The sequence below is a fragment of the Micromonospora sp. DSM 43699 genome (genome assembly GCF_055517075.1).
This window is the reverse complement of record NZ_JBTMMT010000004.1, coordinates 104495-119102: the sequence shown is the minus strand read 5'-3', so window position 1 is coordinate 119102 and position 14608 is coordinate 104495. Positions and strand designations below refer to the sequence as shown.

14 protein-coding genes are annotated in these 14608 nt (G+C 73.7%); 11 read left to right on the top strand and 3 right to left on the bottom strand.

Translation table 11 applies throughout. The features are described from left to right. The first annotated feature begins 22 nt into the window (after window positions 1–22). The gene (locus AC0AIB_RS04035) at window positions 23–328 is read left to right on the top strand and encodes a hypothetical protein (protein ID WP_328342302.1); all 306 of its coding nucleotides are present in this window, start codon (window positions 23–25) and stop codon (window positions 326–328) included. A gap of 65 nt (window positions 329–393) precedes the next feature. Continuing rightward, the gene (locus tag AC0AIB_RS04030; RefSeq protein WP_465096031.1) at window positions 394–894 is read left to right on the top strand and encodes a hypothetical protein; all 501 of its coding nucleotides are present in this window, start codon (window positions 394–396) and stop codon (window positions 892–894) included. Between the two features lie 32 nt (window positions 895–926). On the opposite strand, the gene AC0AIB_RS04025 is transcribed toward AC0AIB_RS04030, so the two are convergent. Further along, window positions 927–1922: an ABC transporter ATP-binding protein gene (locus tag AC0AIB_RS04025; protein WP_328342306.1), complete on the bottom strand. Its 996-nt coding sequence runs from the start codon at window positions 1920–1922 to the stop codon at window positions 927–929. Between the two features lie 2 nt (window positions 1923–1924). On the opposite strand from AC0AIB_RS04025, the gene AC0AIB_RS04020 reads away from it, so the two are divergent. From AC0AIB_RS04020 to AC0AIB_RS04005, 4 genes are all read left to right on the top strand, one after another. After that, a complete protein-coding gene (locus AC0AIB_RS04020; RefSeq protein WP_328342308.1) occupies window positions 1925–2611 on the top strand; it encodes an ABC transporter permease in 687 nt (228 codons plus the stop codon). A gap of 90 nt (window positions 2612–2701) precedes the next feature. Beyond that, window positions 2702–3424, top strand: a complete 723-nt coding sequence (locus AC0AIB_RS04015) for an ABC transporter permease (RefSeq protein WP_328342310.1) — start codon at window positions 2702–2704, stop codon at window positions 3422–3424. Between the two features lie 152 nt (window positions 3425–3576). Further along, entirely contained in the window at window positions 3577–4581 is a 1005-nt protein-coding gene (locus tag AC0AIB_RS04010) for a glycine betaine ABC transporter substrate-binding protein (protein ID WP_328342312.1), read from the top strand. A gap of 175 nt (window positions 4582–4756) precedes the next feature. Continuing rightward, the gene (locus tag AC0AIB_RS04005; protein ID WP_465096030.1) at window positions 4757–6760 is read left to right on the top strand and encodes a hypothetical protein; all 2004 of its coding nucleotides are present in this window, start codon (window positions 4757–4759) and stop codon (window positions 6758–6760) included. Window positions 6761–6793: 33 nt separating this feature from the next. Here AC0AIB_RS04005 and AC0AIB_RS04000 read toward each other — a convergent pair whose 3' ends face one another. Together AC0AIB_RS04000 and AC0AIB_RS03995 are read right to left on the bottom strand one after the other, a co-directional pair. Beyond that, a complete protein-coding gene (locus tag AC0AIB_RS04000; RefSeq protein ID WP_328342316.1) occupies window positions 6794–7963 on the bottom strand; it encodes an NADH-quinone oxidoreductase subunit D in 1170 nt (389 codons plus the stop codon). Continuing rightward, on the bottom strand, window positions 7960–9123 hold the full coding sequence (locus AC0AIB_RS03995; protein ID WP_328349013.1) for an SAM-dependent methyltransferase: 1164 nt from the start codon (window positions 9121–9123) through the stop codon (window positions 7960–7962). Before AC0AIB_RS03995 ends, AC0AIB_RS04000 begins: the two co-directional genes overlap by 4 nt. Before the next feature lie 218 nt (window positions 9124–9341). Between AC0AIB_RS03995 and AC0AIB_RS03990 the strand changes: the two genes are divergently transcribed. The 5 genes from AC0AIB_RS03990 to AC0AIB_RS03970 all read left to right on the top strand — a co-directional run bounded on the left by AC0AIB_RS03990 (window position 9342) and on the right by AC0AIB_RS03970 (window position 14543). Next, the gene (locus AC0AIB_RS03990; protein ID WP_328342318.1) at window positions 9342–10319 is read left to right on the top strand and encodes a Rossmann-like and DUF2520 domain-containing protein; all 978 of its coding nucleotides are present in this window, start codon (window positions 9342–9344) and stop codon (window positions 10317–10319) included. A 163-nt stretch (window positions 10320–10482) separates the two neighbouring features. Continuing rightward, entirely contained in the window at window positions 10483–11328 is an 846-nt protein-coding gene (gene panC, locus AC0AIB_RS03985; protein ID WP_328342320.1) for a pantoate--beta-alanine ligase, read from the top strand. A gap of 33 nt (window positions 11329–11361) precedes the next feature. Then, a complete protein-coding gene (gene panD, locus AC0AIB_RS03980; RefSeq protein WP_328342322.1) occupies window positions 11362–11787 on the top strand; it encodes an aspartate 1-decarboxylase in 426 nt (141 codons plus the stop codon). A 135-nt stretch (window positions 11788–11922) separates the two neighbouring features. After that, a complete protein-coding gene (locus AC0AIB_RS03975) occupies window positions 11923–12771 on the top strand; it encodes a septum formation family protein (protein WP_328349014.1) in 849 nt (282 codons plus the stop codon). A 74-nt stretch (window positions 12772–12845) separates the two neighbouring features. Beyond that, complete coding sequence (locus AC0AIB_RS03970; RefSeq protein ID WP_328342324.1) at window positions 12846–14543, top strand: L-aspartate oxidase; 1698 nt, start codon at window positions 12846–12848, stop codon at window positions 14541–14543. Window positions 14544–14608: the final 65 nt, after the last annotated feature.

Below are 14608 nucleotides of genomic sequence, written 5' to 3'. Positions count from 1 at the left end.
CTCGCCGGTTAGGCTCGCGGGCATGACCGAGACTCCTTCCGCCGGCACCGGCCACACTTTCGACCAGCTCGACGCCCTCTCCACGGAGGAGCTGCGGGAGCGGGCCTTCGCGCGGGCCCGGGAGCGGCGCGACGTCGGGTTCTTCTGGTCGGTGCTGCGACACCTGCCGAACGCCGACGAGGCCGCCGCGCTCGACGGGGCGCCCAACTCGGTCGGGCCCACCATCGACGAGGCCTCGGCGCTGTGGCGGGAGCTGACCGGGCACGGCTACGAGGAGTCCGCGCCGCTGCTGCGGGCCGCGTTCATCGACTACCTGATGAAGCACTGACCGGTCGCGCCGCCGGGTGGCGGGAGAGGTTTGCCGGCCGCGGTGGGTCGGGAACTTCCCGCCGCATGGCCCTCACCAACCGTCCCCGCACCGTGCAGGGGTACGGCACCGCCGCCGGCACCGGCACCCTCGCCGCGCTGATCCTCGTCGGCGTCTGCGGCAGCCCCTGGTACGTCGGCTGGGCCGAGGACCACACCGACCCGAACTCCGCCGGTGGCTGGTACGTGCGGCTGCTCGCCTGGCCGGCCTGGCGGCTCGACTCGGCCGACTCGGCACACGGGGTGCTCGCCACCGACCTGCGGGCCATCCTGGTGCTGGTGTTCGCCGCCGCGCTGCTCTACCTGCTGCCGGCCGGTCAGGTGGCGCGGGTGCCGGGCTCGGCCAGCCAGTTCTTCTCCGGCTGGGCCGCGTACGCCCTGGCCGGGGCGGCGGCCACCCTGGTGGCCGCGCTGCTCACCTCGGACGGCTCGCTGCTGGCCGCCTTCGAGACCACCGGTACCGGTGCCGGCTACGGCTTCTTCGCCGGTTGGATCATCGGGCTGGCCAGCCTGGGCGGCCGGGCCTGACCCGCTACCGGGCTGATTCCGGCGCCGGGTGGCTAGCCGCCGGTCTGTCCGAGTTCCAGCACCCGGGTCCGGCTGAGCGTGCCGGCCGGGCGGCCGTCGGCGGTCACCACGACCGCGTCCGTGCCGGCGGTCAGCATCGCGGCCAGCGCGTCGTACGCCGACCGGCCCAGCGGTAGTTCCGGCAGGGTGGCGTCGGTGGTCTCCCCGTCGAGCACCTCCCGGGTGACCGGGGTGACCGCCAGCCGACGGATGCCCCGGTCCGCGCCGACGAACTCCCGGACGAACGGCGAGGCGGGGGCACCGAGCAGGGCCGCCGGGGTGTCGTACTGCTCCAGCCGGCCACCCTCGGAGAGCACCGCGATCCGGTCGCCCAACCGGACCGCCTCGTCCAGGTCGTGGGTGACCAGCACGATGGTCTTGCGGACCTCGGCCTGGAGGCGGAGGAACTCCTCCTGCAACCGGGTCCGCACGATCGGGTCGACGGCGGAGAACGGCTCGTCCATCAGCAGCACCACCGGGTCGGCGGCCAGCGCCCGGGCCACCCCGACCCGCTGCCGCTGCCCACCTGAGAGTTCGTGCGGGTAGCGGCGGCCGAACTGGGCCGGGTCCAACCCGACCAGCTCCAGCAGCTCGCCGCTGCGCTGCCGGATCCGCTCCTTCGACCAGCCGAGCAACCGGGGTACGGTGCCGACGTTGGTGGTCACCGTCTGGTGCGGGAACAGCCCCACGTTCTGGATCACGTAGCCGATCCGCCGACGCAGCCGCACCGGGTCGACCCGGGTGATGTCCTCGTCGCCGAGCAGGATCCGGCCGGCGGTCGGCTCGATCAGCCGGTTGACCATCCGCAGCACTGTCGACTTGCCGCAGCCGGACGGGCCGATCAGCACCACCAGCTCGCCGGCGGCCACCTCCAGGCTCAGCTCGCGGACCGCCTCGGTGCCGTCCGGGTACTGCTTGCGGATGCCGTCTAGCGTGATCGAGGCGGCGCTGTGGTCTGCGTCGCCGGTGCCCTCGGGGGTAACGTCCACGTGTGTCCTTCCACCTGAGTTACCGGGCCGAGCCGGGTAATCCGTGGTTCTCCTGGCAGTACGTGCGGGACAACTCTGACACCATTCTCGCCGCGCTGCGCGAGCACGCCTCGTTGACCGGTCGGGCGGTGCTGCTCGCCGCCCTGGTCGCGCTGCCGCTGGCGGTGCTGGCGTACTGGTACCGACGGCTCGCCGGGCCGATTCTCGCACTGGCCGGGGTGTTGTACACGATCCCCTCCCTGGCCCTGTTCGCGTTCATCGCCCCGTACCTGGGTATCGGCGCGGTGACCGTGCTGACCGTGGTGGTGCTGTACGCGCTGCTGGTGATCGTCCGCAACGCGGTGGCCGGGCTGAACCAGGTGCCCCCGGAGGTCCGCGACGCCGCCGAGGGCATGGGGTACGGCCGCTGGGCCCGGTTGTTCCGGATCGACCTGCCGTTGGCCCTGCCCGGCATCCTCACCGGCCTTCGACTGGCCACCGTCTCCACCGTCGCGTTGGTCACCGTCGGGGTGGTGATCGGTCGGGGTGGTCTCGGTCAGTTGATCTTCGCCGGGTTCCAGAACAACTTCTACAAGGCCCAGATCATGACGGGCACGCTGCTCTGCGTCCTGCTGGCCCTGGTGCTGGACCTGATCCTGGCCGGCGTGGGTCGCCTGCTCACCCCCTGGCTGCGGAGCCGACCCCGATGAGCCCCGCAGTCGCGAACGGAGGGTTGGTCCGGTGAGTGCGAGGAGTGCAGCGCAGCGGAGCCCCGCAGTCGCGAACGGAGGGTTGATCCGGTGAATCCGGTGCAGCAGGCGGTGGTCTGGTTGAACGACCCGTTGAACTGGACCAACCCCGGAGGCGTGCTCGACCGGATCGGCGAGCATCTGAGCATGTCCGCCGCGGCGGTGCTGCTGGGCTGTCTGGTGGCCTGGCCGATCGGCCTCTGGCTGGGGCACTCGGGGCGCGGTGGCGGGGCGGTCGTGCTGATCTCCAACCTGACCCTGTCCATCCCGACCCTGGCGCTGTTGACCATCCTGCCGTTGACCTTCCTCGGCTTCGGCCGTCCGGCGGTGGTGGTCGCGCTGGCGGTCTTCGCGGTGCCGCCGCTGCTGGCCAACGCGTACACCGGGGTGCGGCAGGCGGATCCGGAGGCCCGGGACGCGGCGCGCGGGATGGGACTGTCCGGTTGGCAGGTGCTGCGGCGGGTGGAGCTGCCGCTGGCGGTGCCGTACCTGGCCGCCGGGTTCCGGACGGCTGCCGTCCAGGTGGTGGCGACGGCGGCGTTGGCCTCGTTCGTCAACGGCGGTGGACTTGGGCAGATCATCCGGGCCGGTTTCGGGCTGGACATCGCGGCCGGCGGCGGGCAGATCATCGCCGGCGGGCTGCTGGTGGCCGGGCTGGCGCTGGCGGCGGAGGGGGTGTTGGCACTGGTCGAGCGGGTGGTGACACCGCGACCGCTGCGGCGTGCCCGACGGGCGGCCAACCGGCGGGCAGCGGACGCCACGGCGGGAAATTGATCTGCCGCATGACGATCAGGTGACGAAAATCCCTCAGAGTTTGTCGGTCGGTCCTGGAGGATATTGGCTGGAACTTGCGGGCGGCGATCGTCGCCCGTCGGACACGCGGCCGGCCCGGCACGGGCCGCGCCGGGACACGGGAGGCGGGCACGATGCGCGTACGGACACGGCTGGCGGTGGGCGCGGTGGGTGCCCTGACCATGGCGGGTCTGTTGACCGGGTGCGGGGACGCCGGCTCGTCCGGCACCGATGCTCCGGAGCAGGGCGCGGGCGGTGCGGGCTGCGCCCCGGTCGCCGGTGACCAGTTGGTCGTCCTCGACGACGACAAGAAGCTCCAGAACACCGACAACATCATCCCGGCGGTCAACGCCAAGGTGGCGAACCCGCAGCTCCTCGCCGCGTTGGACAAGGTCTCCGCGGCGCTGGACACGCCCAAGCTGATCGCCCTCAACAAGGCGGTCGACGTGGACCGCAAGACGCCCAAGGCGGCTGCCGAGGAGTTCGCCTCGGCCAACGGGCTGACCACCGGCATCGCCAAGGGGCCGGGCGGGCAGATCGTCGTCGGGGCGGGCAACTTCTCCGAGAGCCAGACCCTGGCCGAGCTCTACAACATCGCCCTGACCGCAGCCGGCTACCAGGTCAAGGTGCAGCAGATCGGCAACCGTGAGCTGTACGAGCCGAGCCTGGAGAAGGGCGAGATCCAGGTCGTCCCCGAGTACGCGGCGACCATGGCCGAGTTCCTCAACACCAAGGCCAACGGCAAGGACGCCACCCCCGTCTCCTCGCCGGAGCTGGACAAGACGGTCAGCGCGTTGAAGTCCGAGGGCGACAAGGCGGGTCTGGCCTTCGGCACCCCGTCGGCTGCCCAGGACCAGAACGCCTTCGCGGTGACCAAGGCGTTCGCCGACAAGTACGCCCTCAGGACCCTCTCCGACCTGGCGGCCAAGTGCTCCGGCAAGGACACCGTGCTGGCCGGCCCGCCGGAGTGCCCGCAGCGGCCGAAGTGCCAGGCCGGTCTGGTCGAGGTCTACGACTTCAAGGCCGGCTCGTTCAGCTCGCTGGACGCCGGTGGTCCGCAGACCAAGAACGCGCTGAAGACCGGCACCGCCAGCGTCGGCCTGGTCTTCTCGTCCGACGGCGCGCTCGCCACCAGCTGAACCTGATCCCGGTCGCGGTCGGCTCCCCCCGACCGCGACCGGGCCGGTCCCGGGTCGCGAGGGGAGCAGCCGAACCGCCCGCGAGCTGGCCCGGCTGCGTCGTACCGGCCGAGATCGGGCATTTCTGCCGTGGGACCGTTTCCAGCCAGCGCACATCTCGGTAGGCTGCACAGCCATGCCCTCCCCGGTCGTCTCCGAGAAGCGCAGCCCGCAGCTACTGACCGTGCTGTTCTGGGTCGGGGTGGCGCTCGCGCCGGTGGCCGCGCTGATCCTGCTGCTCGCCGACGGCAACGGCCCGCTCCGGTTCGCCGCGGTACTGGCCATCACCTCCGTGGTGCTGATCGGTCTCTCCATCGCGCTGCGGGCCGACGGCGGTGCCGGGTCGTCCGGCCCGGAGGCTCTCGACGAGGTGGAGGAACTCCGGCGCGAGTTGCGTAGTGAGATCGTCGCCGCCGCCCAGCGGGGAAACCAGGCGTTGGACCAGTGCCAGCGGACCGAGGAGCAGGTAACCGCGCTGCGTCGGCGGCTGGACGCGGCGGCGGCCGGGACCGCCACCGGTGGCAGCCCGCCGGCCCCCGACGAACGGGCCGTCGGTGCGGGCCGGGCCAGGGTGCCGACCGTCGAGCCGGAACCGGAGGCACCGGTCGGCCGTCGCCGGGCGGTCGCCGAGGAGACCCCGTCGGAGTGGGAACGGCCGGATTCCTCCGAGCCGGTCGCGGCGGGCCGCGGCCGGGCTGCCGCCGACCGGGAGGCCGCCGAACCCATCGGCCGCCGGTACGCCCCGGAGCCGTCGACCTCCGACCGGGCCGGGGTGTACGGCGCGGACGCCCGGGAACCACGTGGTGCGGTGCCACCCGCCGGGTCGTCCCGTCCGCTCGGCGTGGTGCGGCACACCGAGACGGTGCACGTGACCACCCGGCACACGGTCGTCGACGGCGCCGATCCGACGGGCGCGGCCTACGGCGGTGGGTACGCCGGCCGTTGGACGCCCGGCTCGGGAGACTCCTCCTGGACCGGCGGGGAGCCGGAGCGTCCCTGGTCGGGTCAGGCGGAATCGGCCGACCAGGGTTGGTCGGCCCCGCCTGACGACCGTTCCCGGCCCGCCCGCCCGGCACCCCGCGACGAGCGGGCCTGGCCGACCGCCGACCCCTCCTGGGCTGCACCACCCGCCGCCGACCCTTCCTGGAGCGCCCCGGCCGACGATCGGCCGGAACTGGCCCGCCCGGAGCTGGCCCGCCCGGAGTTGGCCCGCCCGGAACCGGCCCGACCGGAGCCGGCGCGATCCGAGCCGGCCCGATCCGAGCGGTCTCCGGTCGGCGGCGAGGCCGACGCCTGGCCGGGCAGCCGGACCGGATGGGCCCGGGCCGAGCCGCCCTCGCGGGCGGGGCAGGGCGGTGGCCGGCGGGCCGAGGACCGGGGCGAACCGCCCCTGCGTGAGGTACGCGCTGGTGACCGGTGGGCCGAGGTACGCGACGACGGGCGGGCCCGGGAGGTGCGGGTCGGTGAGCGCCGAGCGGAGGTGCACGCCGACGGGGCCGGTTACCACTACTCCGACCGTTGGGCCTCGGTTCGACAGGAGGAACCACACCGGGACGAGGCACACCGGGACGAGGCATACCGGGATGAGGCATACCGGGATGAGTCACACCGGAACGAGTCACACCGGGAGGAGCGTTTCCGGGACGTACCACGCCGGAGTGGACCAGATCGGACCGGAGAGCAGTGGGACGGCGGCCGATCGGCGCGGGACGACCGTCCAGCGCTGCCGGCCGGCGGCGTTCCGGTGCCGCAGCAGTGGCGGGAGCCGGCCCGCGGCCACCGACCGGCCGAGGAGTGGACGGCCCAGCCGGTGCAGACCACCGAGGAGTGGCCCGCTCGTGTGGCCCGGCCCGTTCGGACCGGCCAGGATCGGCCGGCTCGCGCCGAAGACCAACCGGCCCAGGGCTGGCCGACTCCTACCGGCCAGCCGGCGCAGGATTGGCCCGCGCAGGCTGACGGCCAGCGGTGGGGCGGGCAACCGGCCGAGCCGCGGCGGGACCGGGAGCCGGTGGTGTCGTGGCGTACCCCAGAGCCAGAGCCAGAGCCTGAGCCGCACGGCCGCCGGCAGTGGGGTGGCGAGCAACGGTACGGCTACCCGCCGCAGGACGACGCCCCACGGGCCGGCGGCCACTGGCGCTGACCAGGTCAGCCTGACGGCCTGGTCAGCCGCGGTTCACTTGTCGATGTCGCCGACCACGAAGAACATCGAGCCGAGGATGGCGATCAGGTCGGGCACCAGGCAGCCGGGGAGCAGGGTGGCCAGCGCCTGCACGTTGGCGTACGAGGCGGTGCGCAGCTTGAGCCGCCACGGCGTCTTCTCGCCCCGGGACACCAGGTAGTAGCCGTTGATCCCGAGCGGGTTCTCCGTCCAGGCGTAGGTGTGCCCCTCGGGGGCCTTGACCACCTTGGGCAGTCGGGTGTTCACCGGCCCGGTGAGCCGGTCCACCCGGTCCAGGCACTGCTCGGCGAGGTCGAGGGAGGCGTACACCTGGTCGAGCAGCACCTCGAAGCGGGCGTGGCAGTCCCCGGCGGTGCGGGTGACCACCGGCACGTCGAGCTGGTCGTACGCCAGGTAGGGGTCGTCGCGGCGGAGGTCCAGGTCGAGCCCGGAGGCGCGGGCGACCGGCCCGGACGCCCCGAACGCGGCGGCGTCGGCGGCCGACAGCACACCCACCCCGACGGTTCGGGCCAGGAAGATCTCGTTGCGCCGGATCAGGTTGTCCAGGTCGGGCATCCGGCGGCGGACCTCGCCGATGGCGGCGCGGGCCCGTCCGGTCCAGCCGGCGGGCACCTCCTCCTTGAGCCCGCCGACCCGGTTGAACATGTAGTGGATCCGGCCGCCGGAGACCTCCTCCATGATCGCCTGGATGGTCTCCCGTTCCCGGAACGCATAGAAGACCGGGGTGATCGCGCCGATCTCCAGCGGGTAGGAGCCGAGGAACATCAGGTGGTTGAGCACCCGGTTCAGCTCGGCCAGCGCCATCCGCAGCCAGGTGGCGCGCTCCGGCACCTCCATGCCCATCAGCCGTTCCACGGCGAGCGCCACGCCCAGCTCGTTGGAGAACGCCGACAGCCAGTCGTGCCGGTTGGCCAGCACGATGATCTGCCGGTAGTCGCGGACCTCGAACAGCTTCTCCGCGCCCCGGTGCATGTACCCGACGATCGGTTCGGCGGCGACCACCCGCTCCCCGTCGAGCACCAGCCTCAACCGCAGCACGCCGTGCGTCGAGGGGTGCTGCGGGCCGATGTTGAGCACCATGTCGGTGCCGAGCTGCTCCCCGCCGGCACCGGTGCCGACGGTCAGCTCGCGCAGTTCACCGGTGTCCGTGGTCATGCCGGTCATCGTGCCATGAGCGCGTCGACGGTGACGCCGACCGGCTGGAGCAGCCAGTAGTGCCCGCCGAGCCCGGCCGGGTCGGTCAGCTCCGCCGCCGCCGACGCCGCGGCGAGCGCCCGCACGTACCCGGCCGGGTCGGTGCCGGCCAGGCTCAGCGGCGGTCGCCCGCCGTCGGCCCCGAGCGCCCGCAGCGCCTCCCGCTGCGACATCAGCGTGTACGCACACCCGGCGACCCGTGCACCGGCGGCGGCGACCGAGTCCATGGCGACGTGCGCGGTGATGTCGCACGAACCGTCCGGCACCGGCGGCACCTGCCGGCCACCCCGGTACCCGGTCAACGTCCCGCCCACCGGCCGCCCCTCCCGCACATGCCCGTAGTCCACGGCGAGCGCCACCCCCCGCCGCAGGCACCCGACGGCCCGCCCCCAAGCCTCATCCCGACTCCGCCCCACCTCCACCCCGCCAACCCCCACCCGGTCGATCTCCGCCCCGGTGATCAAGAGGTTTGCGTCAGGTTCCGGGCCCACTTCTGACGTAAAGCTCTTGATCACCGGACTCGACATGGGGGGTGGGGGTGGGGTGGGGTGCCAGTGGGTCAGCCAGGCGGTGTCCTGGGGGGTGAGTGGGGGGCCTGGGGATTCGGTGCCGGTGCGGGGGTGGACGAGGCGGTAGTGGTAGCCGTTTGCGGGGGTGTGGTCGGCGAGGTCCAGGGGGACGTTGTCAAGCCATTCGGTGGCGATCAGGAGGCCGGTCACGGCTTGGGGTATCTCGGTGGTCCAGTCGATGTCGGGTAGGAGATCCGGTGGGCGGGGGGCCAGTTCCACGGCGGTGAGGCGTAGGCGGTGGGCCAGCGGCGGCGGCTCCGGGTGGGTGCCGGCCAGGGCTGCGCGAGGTGGGTCGGTGCGGGGGTCGGCGTCGCGGGCCAGGGTGGCCAGGGTGCGGAGCAGTTCGGCCCGGCCGGCACCGACGTCCACCACGTCGAACGGGGTGGGGAAGCCTAGGATGGCGTCCAGGCGCGACACCAACCGGAACACCGCCGCCGCGAACGCGGGGGAGGCGTGCACGCTGGTCCGGAAGTGGTCGGCCGGTCCGGTGCCGGAGACGAAGAAACCGCCCGGCCCGTACAGGGCGGCGTCCATGGCATCCCGCCAGCGCATCGAGTTCATCCCGGGTTCAGGGTCCGTCACCGTGCCGACCCTACGGTCTGTGCGCACGAGACGGGCGAAGCCGTGCACGCTCCCCTGGCACCCGGGCCGTGGTGCGCCACCGGAAAGCCCGGTGCCCGTGGTCGGTGAAGGTTTTCACACATCCTTGTTCGGGTTCCCTGCCCCCGGCGCATACTTGCGATCGACCGGTACCCCCTTCCGAGGACTGGATCGTTGCCATGAGCGCACCGCTGCGCCCGCGTCCGGCCGCCCCACCCGGGGCCGCCGTACCGCAGGGCTCCGCCGTACCCGGCGTCCCGTTCGTCCTTCCCCGCAGCCTCACCGTCGGTGTCGTCGGCGCCGGCCGGGTGGGAGCCGTGCTGGGGGCGGCACTGGTCGCCGCCGGGCACCGGGTGGTCGCCGCCTCCGGGGTCTCCGGGGCCGCGAAGGCCCGGATCGCGCTGCTGCTGCCGGAGGCCGTGAACCGGTCGGTCATCGCGGTCGCCCGGGAGGCCACCGATCTGCTGCTGATCGCCGTACCGGACGACGCGCTGGCCGGGGTGGTCGCCGGGCTGGCCGACACCGGGGCGCTGCGCCCCGGCCAGCTGGTCGCGCACACCTCCGGCGCGCACGGCCTGGCCGTGCTGGCCCCGGCCGCCGCCGTGGGTGCCCGGCCGCTGGCCCTGCACCCCGCGATGACTTTCACCGGTACGCCGGACGACCTCTCCCGACTCGCCGGCATCTCCTACGGGGTGACGGCACCGGCGGAGCTGCGGGCGGCGGCGGCCCGGCTGGTCGCCGACCTGGGTGGGGTGCCGGAGTGGGTGGGCGAGGCCGACCGGGTCCTCTACCACGCGGCGCTGGCGCACGGCGCGAACCACCTGGTGACCCTGGTCAACGAGGCGGCCGACCGGCTGCGCGACGCCGGGGTGACCCAGCCGGAGAAGGTGCTCGCCCCGTTGCTGCGGGCGGCCCTGGAGAACGCGCTGCGGCTCGGCGACGACGCGCTCACCGGCCCGGTGTCGCGCGGCGACGCGGGCACCGTACGGCGGCACCTGGCCCGGCTGGCGGAGACCGCGCCGGAATCCGTCGCCCCCTACCTGGCGTTGGCACGACGGAGCGCGGACCGGGCGATCGCGGCGGGCCGGCTCCGCCCGGTGGACGCCGAGTCGCTGCTGGACGTGCTGGCGGGCATCCACCGCGAGGTGGCAGCGTGAGCCGGGTTTGCGAGCCCCGCAGTCGCGAACGGAGGGCGGATCGGTGAGCGCGAGGAGTGAGCCGGGTTTGCGAGCCCCGCAGTCGCGAACGGAGGGCGGATCGGTGAGCGCGAGGAGTGAGCCGGGTTTGCGAGCCCCGCAGTCGCGAACGGAGGGCGGACCGGTGACGGAGTTGGTACACACGCGGGCCGAGCTGGCGAAGGCGCGGTCGGGGCTGGCCGGCACGGTCGGTGTGGTGATGACGATGGGCGCGCTGCACCAGGGGCACGAGGCGCTGATCCGGGCGGCCCGGGAACGGGCCGACCACGTCCTGGTGACGGTCTTCGTTAACCCGTTGCAGTTCGGCCCGAACGAGGACTTCGACAGGTACCCGCGCACCCTGGACGCCGACCTGGCGGTGTGCCGGCGGGCCGGCGCGGACCTGGTCTTCGCCCCGGCCGTGGCGGACATGTACCCGGCCGGTGAGCCGATGGTCCGGATCAACCCGGGGCAGCTCGGCGAGGATTTCGAGGGGCAGAGCCGGCCCGGCTTCTTCCACGGTGTGCTGACCGTGGTGTTGAAGCTGCTCCAGCTCACCCGGCCCGATCTCACCTTCTTCGGTGAGAAGGACTACCAGCAGCTCACCCTGGTCCGTCGGATGGCCCGGGACCTGGACGTGCCGGTCGAGGTGGTCGGGGTGCCGACCGTACGGGAGCCGGACGGTCTGGCGCTGTCCAGCCGCAACCGCTACCTGTCGGCGGAGGAACGGCAGGCGGCGCTCGGCCTGTCCGCCGCGCTGCGGGCCGGGGCCACCGCCGCCGAGTCGGGTGCCGACGCCGGTGAGGTGCTGGCCGCCGGGCACCGGGCGCTCCACGGGGTGCCGGGCGTGAGCGTGGACTACCTGGTGCTCACCGATCCGGACCTGGAGCCGGGGCCGGTCACCGGGCCGGCCCGGCTGCTGATCGCCGCGTGGGTGGGCAGGACCCGGCTGATCGACAACCTGGCCATCCAGCTCGCCCCCCGCTCCTGACCCACGCACATCACCATTCCGAGAGGCACGCAGATGTTCCGGACCATGCTCAAGTCGAAGATCCACCGGGCCACGGTGACCCAGGCCGACCTGCACTACGTCGGTTCGGTGACGGTGGACCAGGATCTGCTCGACGCTGCCGACCTGCTCCCGGGCGAGCAGGTGGCGATCGTGGACGTGACCAACGGGGCCCGGCTGGAGACGTACGTGATCCCGGGGGAGCGGGGCAGCGGCGTGATCGGCATCAACGGCGCGGCGGCGCACCTGGTGCATCCGCAGGATCTGGTGATCCTGATCTCGTACGGTCAGATGGACGACGTGGAGGCCCGGACGTACCGGCCCCGGGTGGTGCATGTCGACGCCGACAACAGGGTCGTTGAGCTGGGCGTCGACCCCGCTGCGGCGGCTGCCGGGACGGCCGGTGACCCGGTGTCGAGCCCGCTCGCCGTCGTCGGCTGACCAGAATTCCGGTCTGTTACCGGAAGGTCATTTTTGGTTACCCTGGTCCGACCGTCGGATTGACGGTCGTCGGCTGGGGAGGCTGCCGTGCGCCGTGCGACGAGGGTCCTGGTCGCCGCGTGGGCGGTGGGTGCGATGTTGACGGGTTGCGGCGTACCGGGCGGTCTCGACGGGGATCTCACCGACGACTGGGCGGCCCTGCCGACGGCCGGGCCGTTCACCCCCGGGGCGGGGGTGTGCCAGGTCGCCGACTTCACCGACACGGTCGCCCTGGCGGCGTACGCGCCGGTGGACTGTGCGGTTCCGCACCGGGTGGAGACGGTGCACGTGGGCGCGTTGCCTGCTGGGCGGGCCGCCGCGCCGGCCACCGGTTCGGCCGAGCTGCGGGGCGCGTTCGCCGAGTGCGACACCAGGGCCGCCGGTTACCTGGGCGACGACTGGCGGGCCGGTCGGCTGCGGTTGGCGGTGGCGCTGCCGACCACACCGGGCTGGGCGGCCGGTGCCCGCTGGTTCCGGTGCGACCTCAGCGAGGTGGACACGGCCGAGGCGGCGGCTACCGTGGTCACCCGTACCGGCAGCCTGCGGGACGCGCTGAAGGGGCCGTCCCCGCTGCGGCTGGGCTGCCAGCGGGCGAAGAGGGGTCGGGGCGCCGGGGTGCAGGTGCTGGTGCCTGTGGAGTGCTCGGCCGTGCACGAGGCGGAGTTCGTGGGCGCCTGGAAGGCCCCCGATCGGGCGTACCCGGCGAAGGACGTCGACTGGCTGCCGCTGTACGCCGGCTGCCGTACCCTGCTGGGCCGTTACGTGGGCGTGCCTGACGACGCCGACCTGCGGTTCCGCAGCGGCGTGGTGGTACGTCCGCCCGGTCCGGGCCGGTGGCGGGTCGGCGACCGGGGGGTCCGCTGCTACCTCTGGTTGAGCGACCGGACGGTGACCGCCTCGCTGAAGGGGGGCGGCCCGGCCGCCCTGCCGGTCCGCACGAAGTAACCGGGCGGGGTAGCCGAAACCACTCGTCCCGCCCCCGCCGCCCGTCGCGAGGATCGTTCGGGTTGACTGTGGGCATGGAACTTCCGCCGACCGTCGACCTGCCGGCTCTGCCCAGCCTGCTGGCTGCTCCCGCGCCCGGCTGGGTGGAGACCACCGACGTGATCGTGGTCGGCTCCGGGGTGGCCGGGCTCACCGCCGCGCTGCACCTGCGCGAGGCGGGACTGCACGTCACCGTGGTCACCAAGGTCAACATCGACGACGGTTCGACCCGCTGGGCGCAGGGCGGCATCGCCGCCGTACTCGATCCGGCCGACTCGCCCGCCGCGCACGCCCGGGACACCGAGATCGCCGGGGTCGGACTCTGCGATCCGGCGGCCGTCCGGCTGCTGGTGGAGGAGGGGCCGCTGCGGCTGCGGGAGCTGATGCGGATCGGCGCGGAGTTCGACCGCAACCCGGACGGCTCGCTGATGCTCACCCGGGAGGGCGGGCACCGGGCCGACCGGATCGTGCACGCCGGTGGTGACGCCACCGGGGCGGAGGTGCAGCGGGCCCTGCACGCGGCGGTCCGCCGGGACCCGTGGATCCGGCTGGTCGAGCACGCCCTGGTGCTGGACCTGCTGCGCGCCCCCGGCGACGGCCCGGATTCCCCCGGCCCGGCCTGCGGCATCACCCTGCACGTGCTGGGTGAGGGCAGCGAGGACGGCGTCGGCGCGCTGCTTGCCCGCGCGGTGGTGCTGGCCACCGGCGGGATGGGCCAGGTCTTCTCGGCCACCACCAACCCGGCGGTCTCCACAGGTGACGGCGTGGCGTTGGCGCTGCGGGCCGGGGCGGCGGTCACCGACGTCGAGTTCGTGCAGTTCCACCCGACCGCGCTGATCGTGCCGGAGCAGGCCCGGGTGCCGGGTGCCGGATTGGCCCAGCAGCCGCTGGTCTCGGAGGCGCTGCGCGGCGAGGGCGCCCACCTGGTCGACGCCGACGGCAAGCGGTTCATGCTCGGCCAGCACGAGCTGGCCGAGTTGGCACCCCGGGACGTGGTGGCCAAGGGCATCCACCGGGTGCTGCTGGCCACCGGCGCCGACCACGTCTATCTCGACGCCCGGCACCTCGGCGGGGACTTCCTCGCCGGGCGGTTCCCGACCATCGTCGCGTCCTGCCTGGCCATCGGGGTGGACCCGGCGACCGACCTGATCCCGGTCGCCCCGGCCGCCCACTACGCCTCCGGTGGCGTCCGCACCGACCTGCGCGGCCGGACCTCCATCCCCGGCCTGTACGCCTGCGGCGAGGTCGCCTGCACGGGCGTGCACGGCGCGAACCGGCTGGCCAGCAACTCGCTGCTGGAGGGGCTGGTCTTTTCCCGCCGGATCGCCGAGGACATCGCCGCCGGGCTGCCCGAGCAGGCGCAGCCGGAGCAGACCGGTGCCTGGGTGGGCGGCGGGGGTGGGGTGCTGCCCGCCGAGGGGGTACCGGCGTTGCAGCGGGCGATGACCCGGGGCGCCGGGGTGCTGCGGTCGGCGTCGACCCTGGCCGCGACCGCCGCCACCCTGGTCGAACTGGGGCAGGGCCGGGGTCGTCCGGGCACCGCCGGCTGGGAGGCGACGAACCTGGTCACCGTGGCATCGACGCTTGTCGCCGCCGCGTACGCCCGCCAGGAGACCCGGGGCTGTCACTGGCGGGAGGACTTCCCGGCGGCCGACGAGCGGTGGCGCGGCCACCTCGTCGCGGCCGTCGGTGCCCGCGGCGAGCTGACCGAACGCTGGGAGGAACTGCCCTGACCACCCGGAGCGGGCCGGGTTTGCGAGCCCCGCAGTGGCGAACTAAGGGGGTGCGGTGAGTCCGA

What these genes read in the sequence shown, in the direction of transcription:
- panD (WP_328342322.1), top strand. Translation starts at nt 11,362, where the DNA reads ATGTTCCGGACCATGCTCAAGTCGAAGATCCACCGGGCCACGGTGACC.
- AC0AIB_RS04010 (WP_328342312.1), top strand. Translation starts at nt 3,577, where the DNA reads ATGCGCGTACGGACACGGCTGGCGGTGGGCGCGGTGGGTGCCCTGACC.
- AC0AIB_RS04030 (WP_465096031.1), top strand. Translation starts at nt 394, where the DNA reads ATGGCCCTCACCAACCGTCCCCGCACCGTGCAGGGGTACGGCACCGCC.
- AC0AIB_RS04005 (WP_465096030.1), top strand. Translation starts at nt 4,757, where the DNA reads ATGCCCTCCCCGGTCGTCTCCGAGAAGCGCAGCCCGCAGCTACTGACC.
- AC0AIB_RS04035 (WP_328342302.1), top strand. Translation starts at nt 23, where the DNA reads ATGACCGAGACTCCTTCCGCCGGCACCGGCCACACTTTCGACCAGCTC.
- AC0AIB_RS03995 (WP_328349013.1), bottom strand. Translation starts at nt 9,123, where the DNA reads ATGAACTCGATGCGCTGGCGGGATGCCATGGACGCCGCCCTGTACGGG.
- AC0AIB_RS03990 (WP_328342318.1), top strand. Translation starts at nt 9,342, where the DNA reads ATGAGCGCACCGCTGCGCCCGCGTCCGGCCGCCCCACCCGGGGCCGCC.
- AC0AIB_RS04000 (WP_328342316.1), bottom strand. Translation starts at nt 7,963, where the DNA reads ATGACCGGCATGACCACGGACACCGGTGAACTGCGCGAGCTGACCGTC.
- AC0AIB_RS03975 (WP_328349014.1), top strand. Translation starts at nt 11,923, where the DNA reads ATGTTGACGGGTTGCGGCGTACCGGGCGGTCTCGACGGGGATCTCACC.
- AC0AIB_RS03970 (WP_328342324.1), top strand. Translation starts at nt 12,846, where the DNA reads ATGGAACTTCCGCCGACCGTCGACCTGCCGGCTCTGCCCAGCCTGCTG.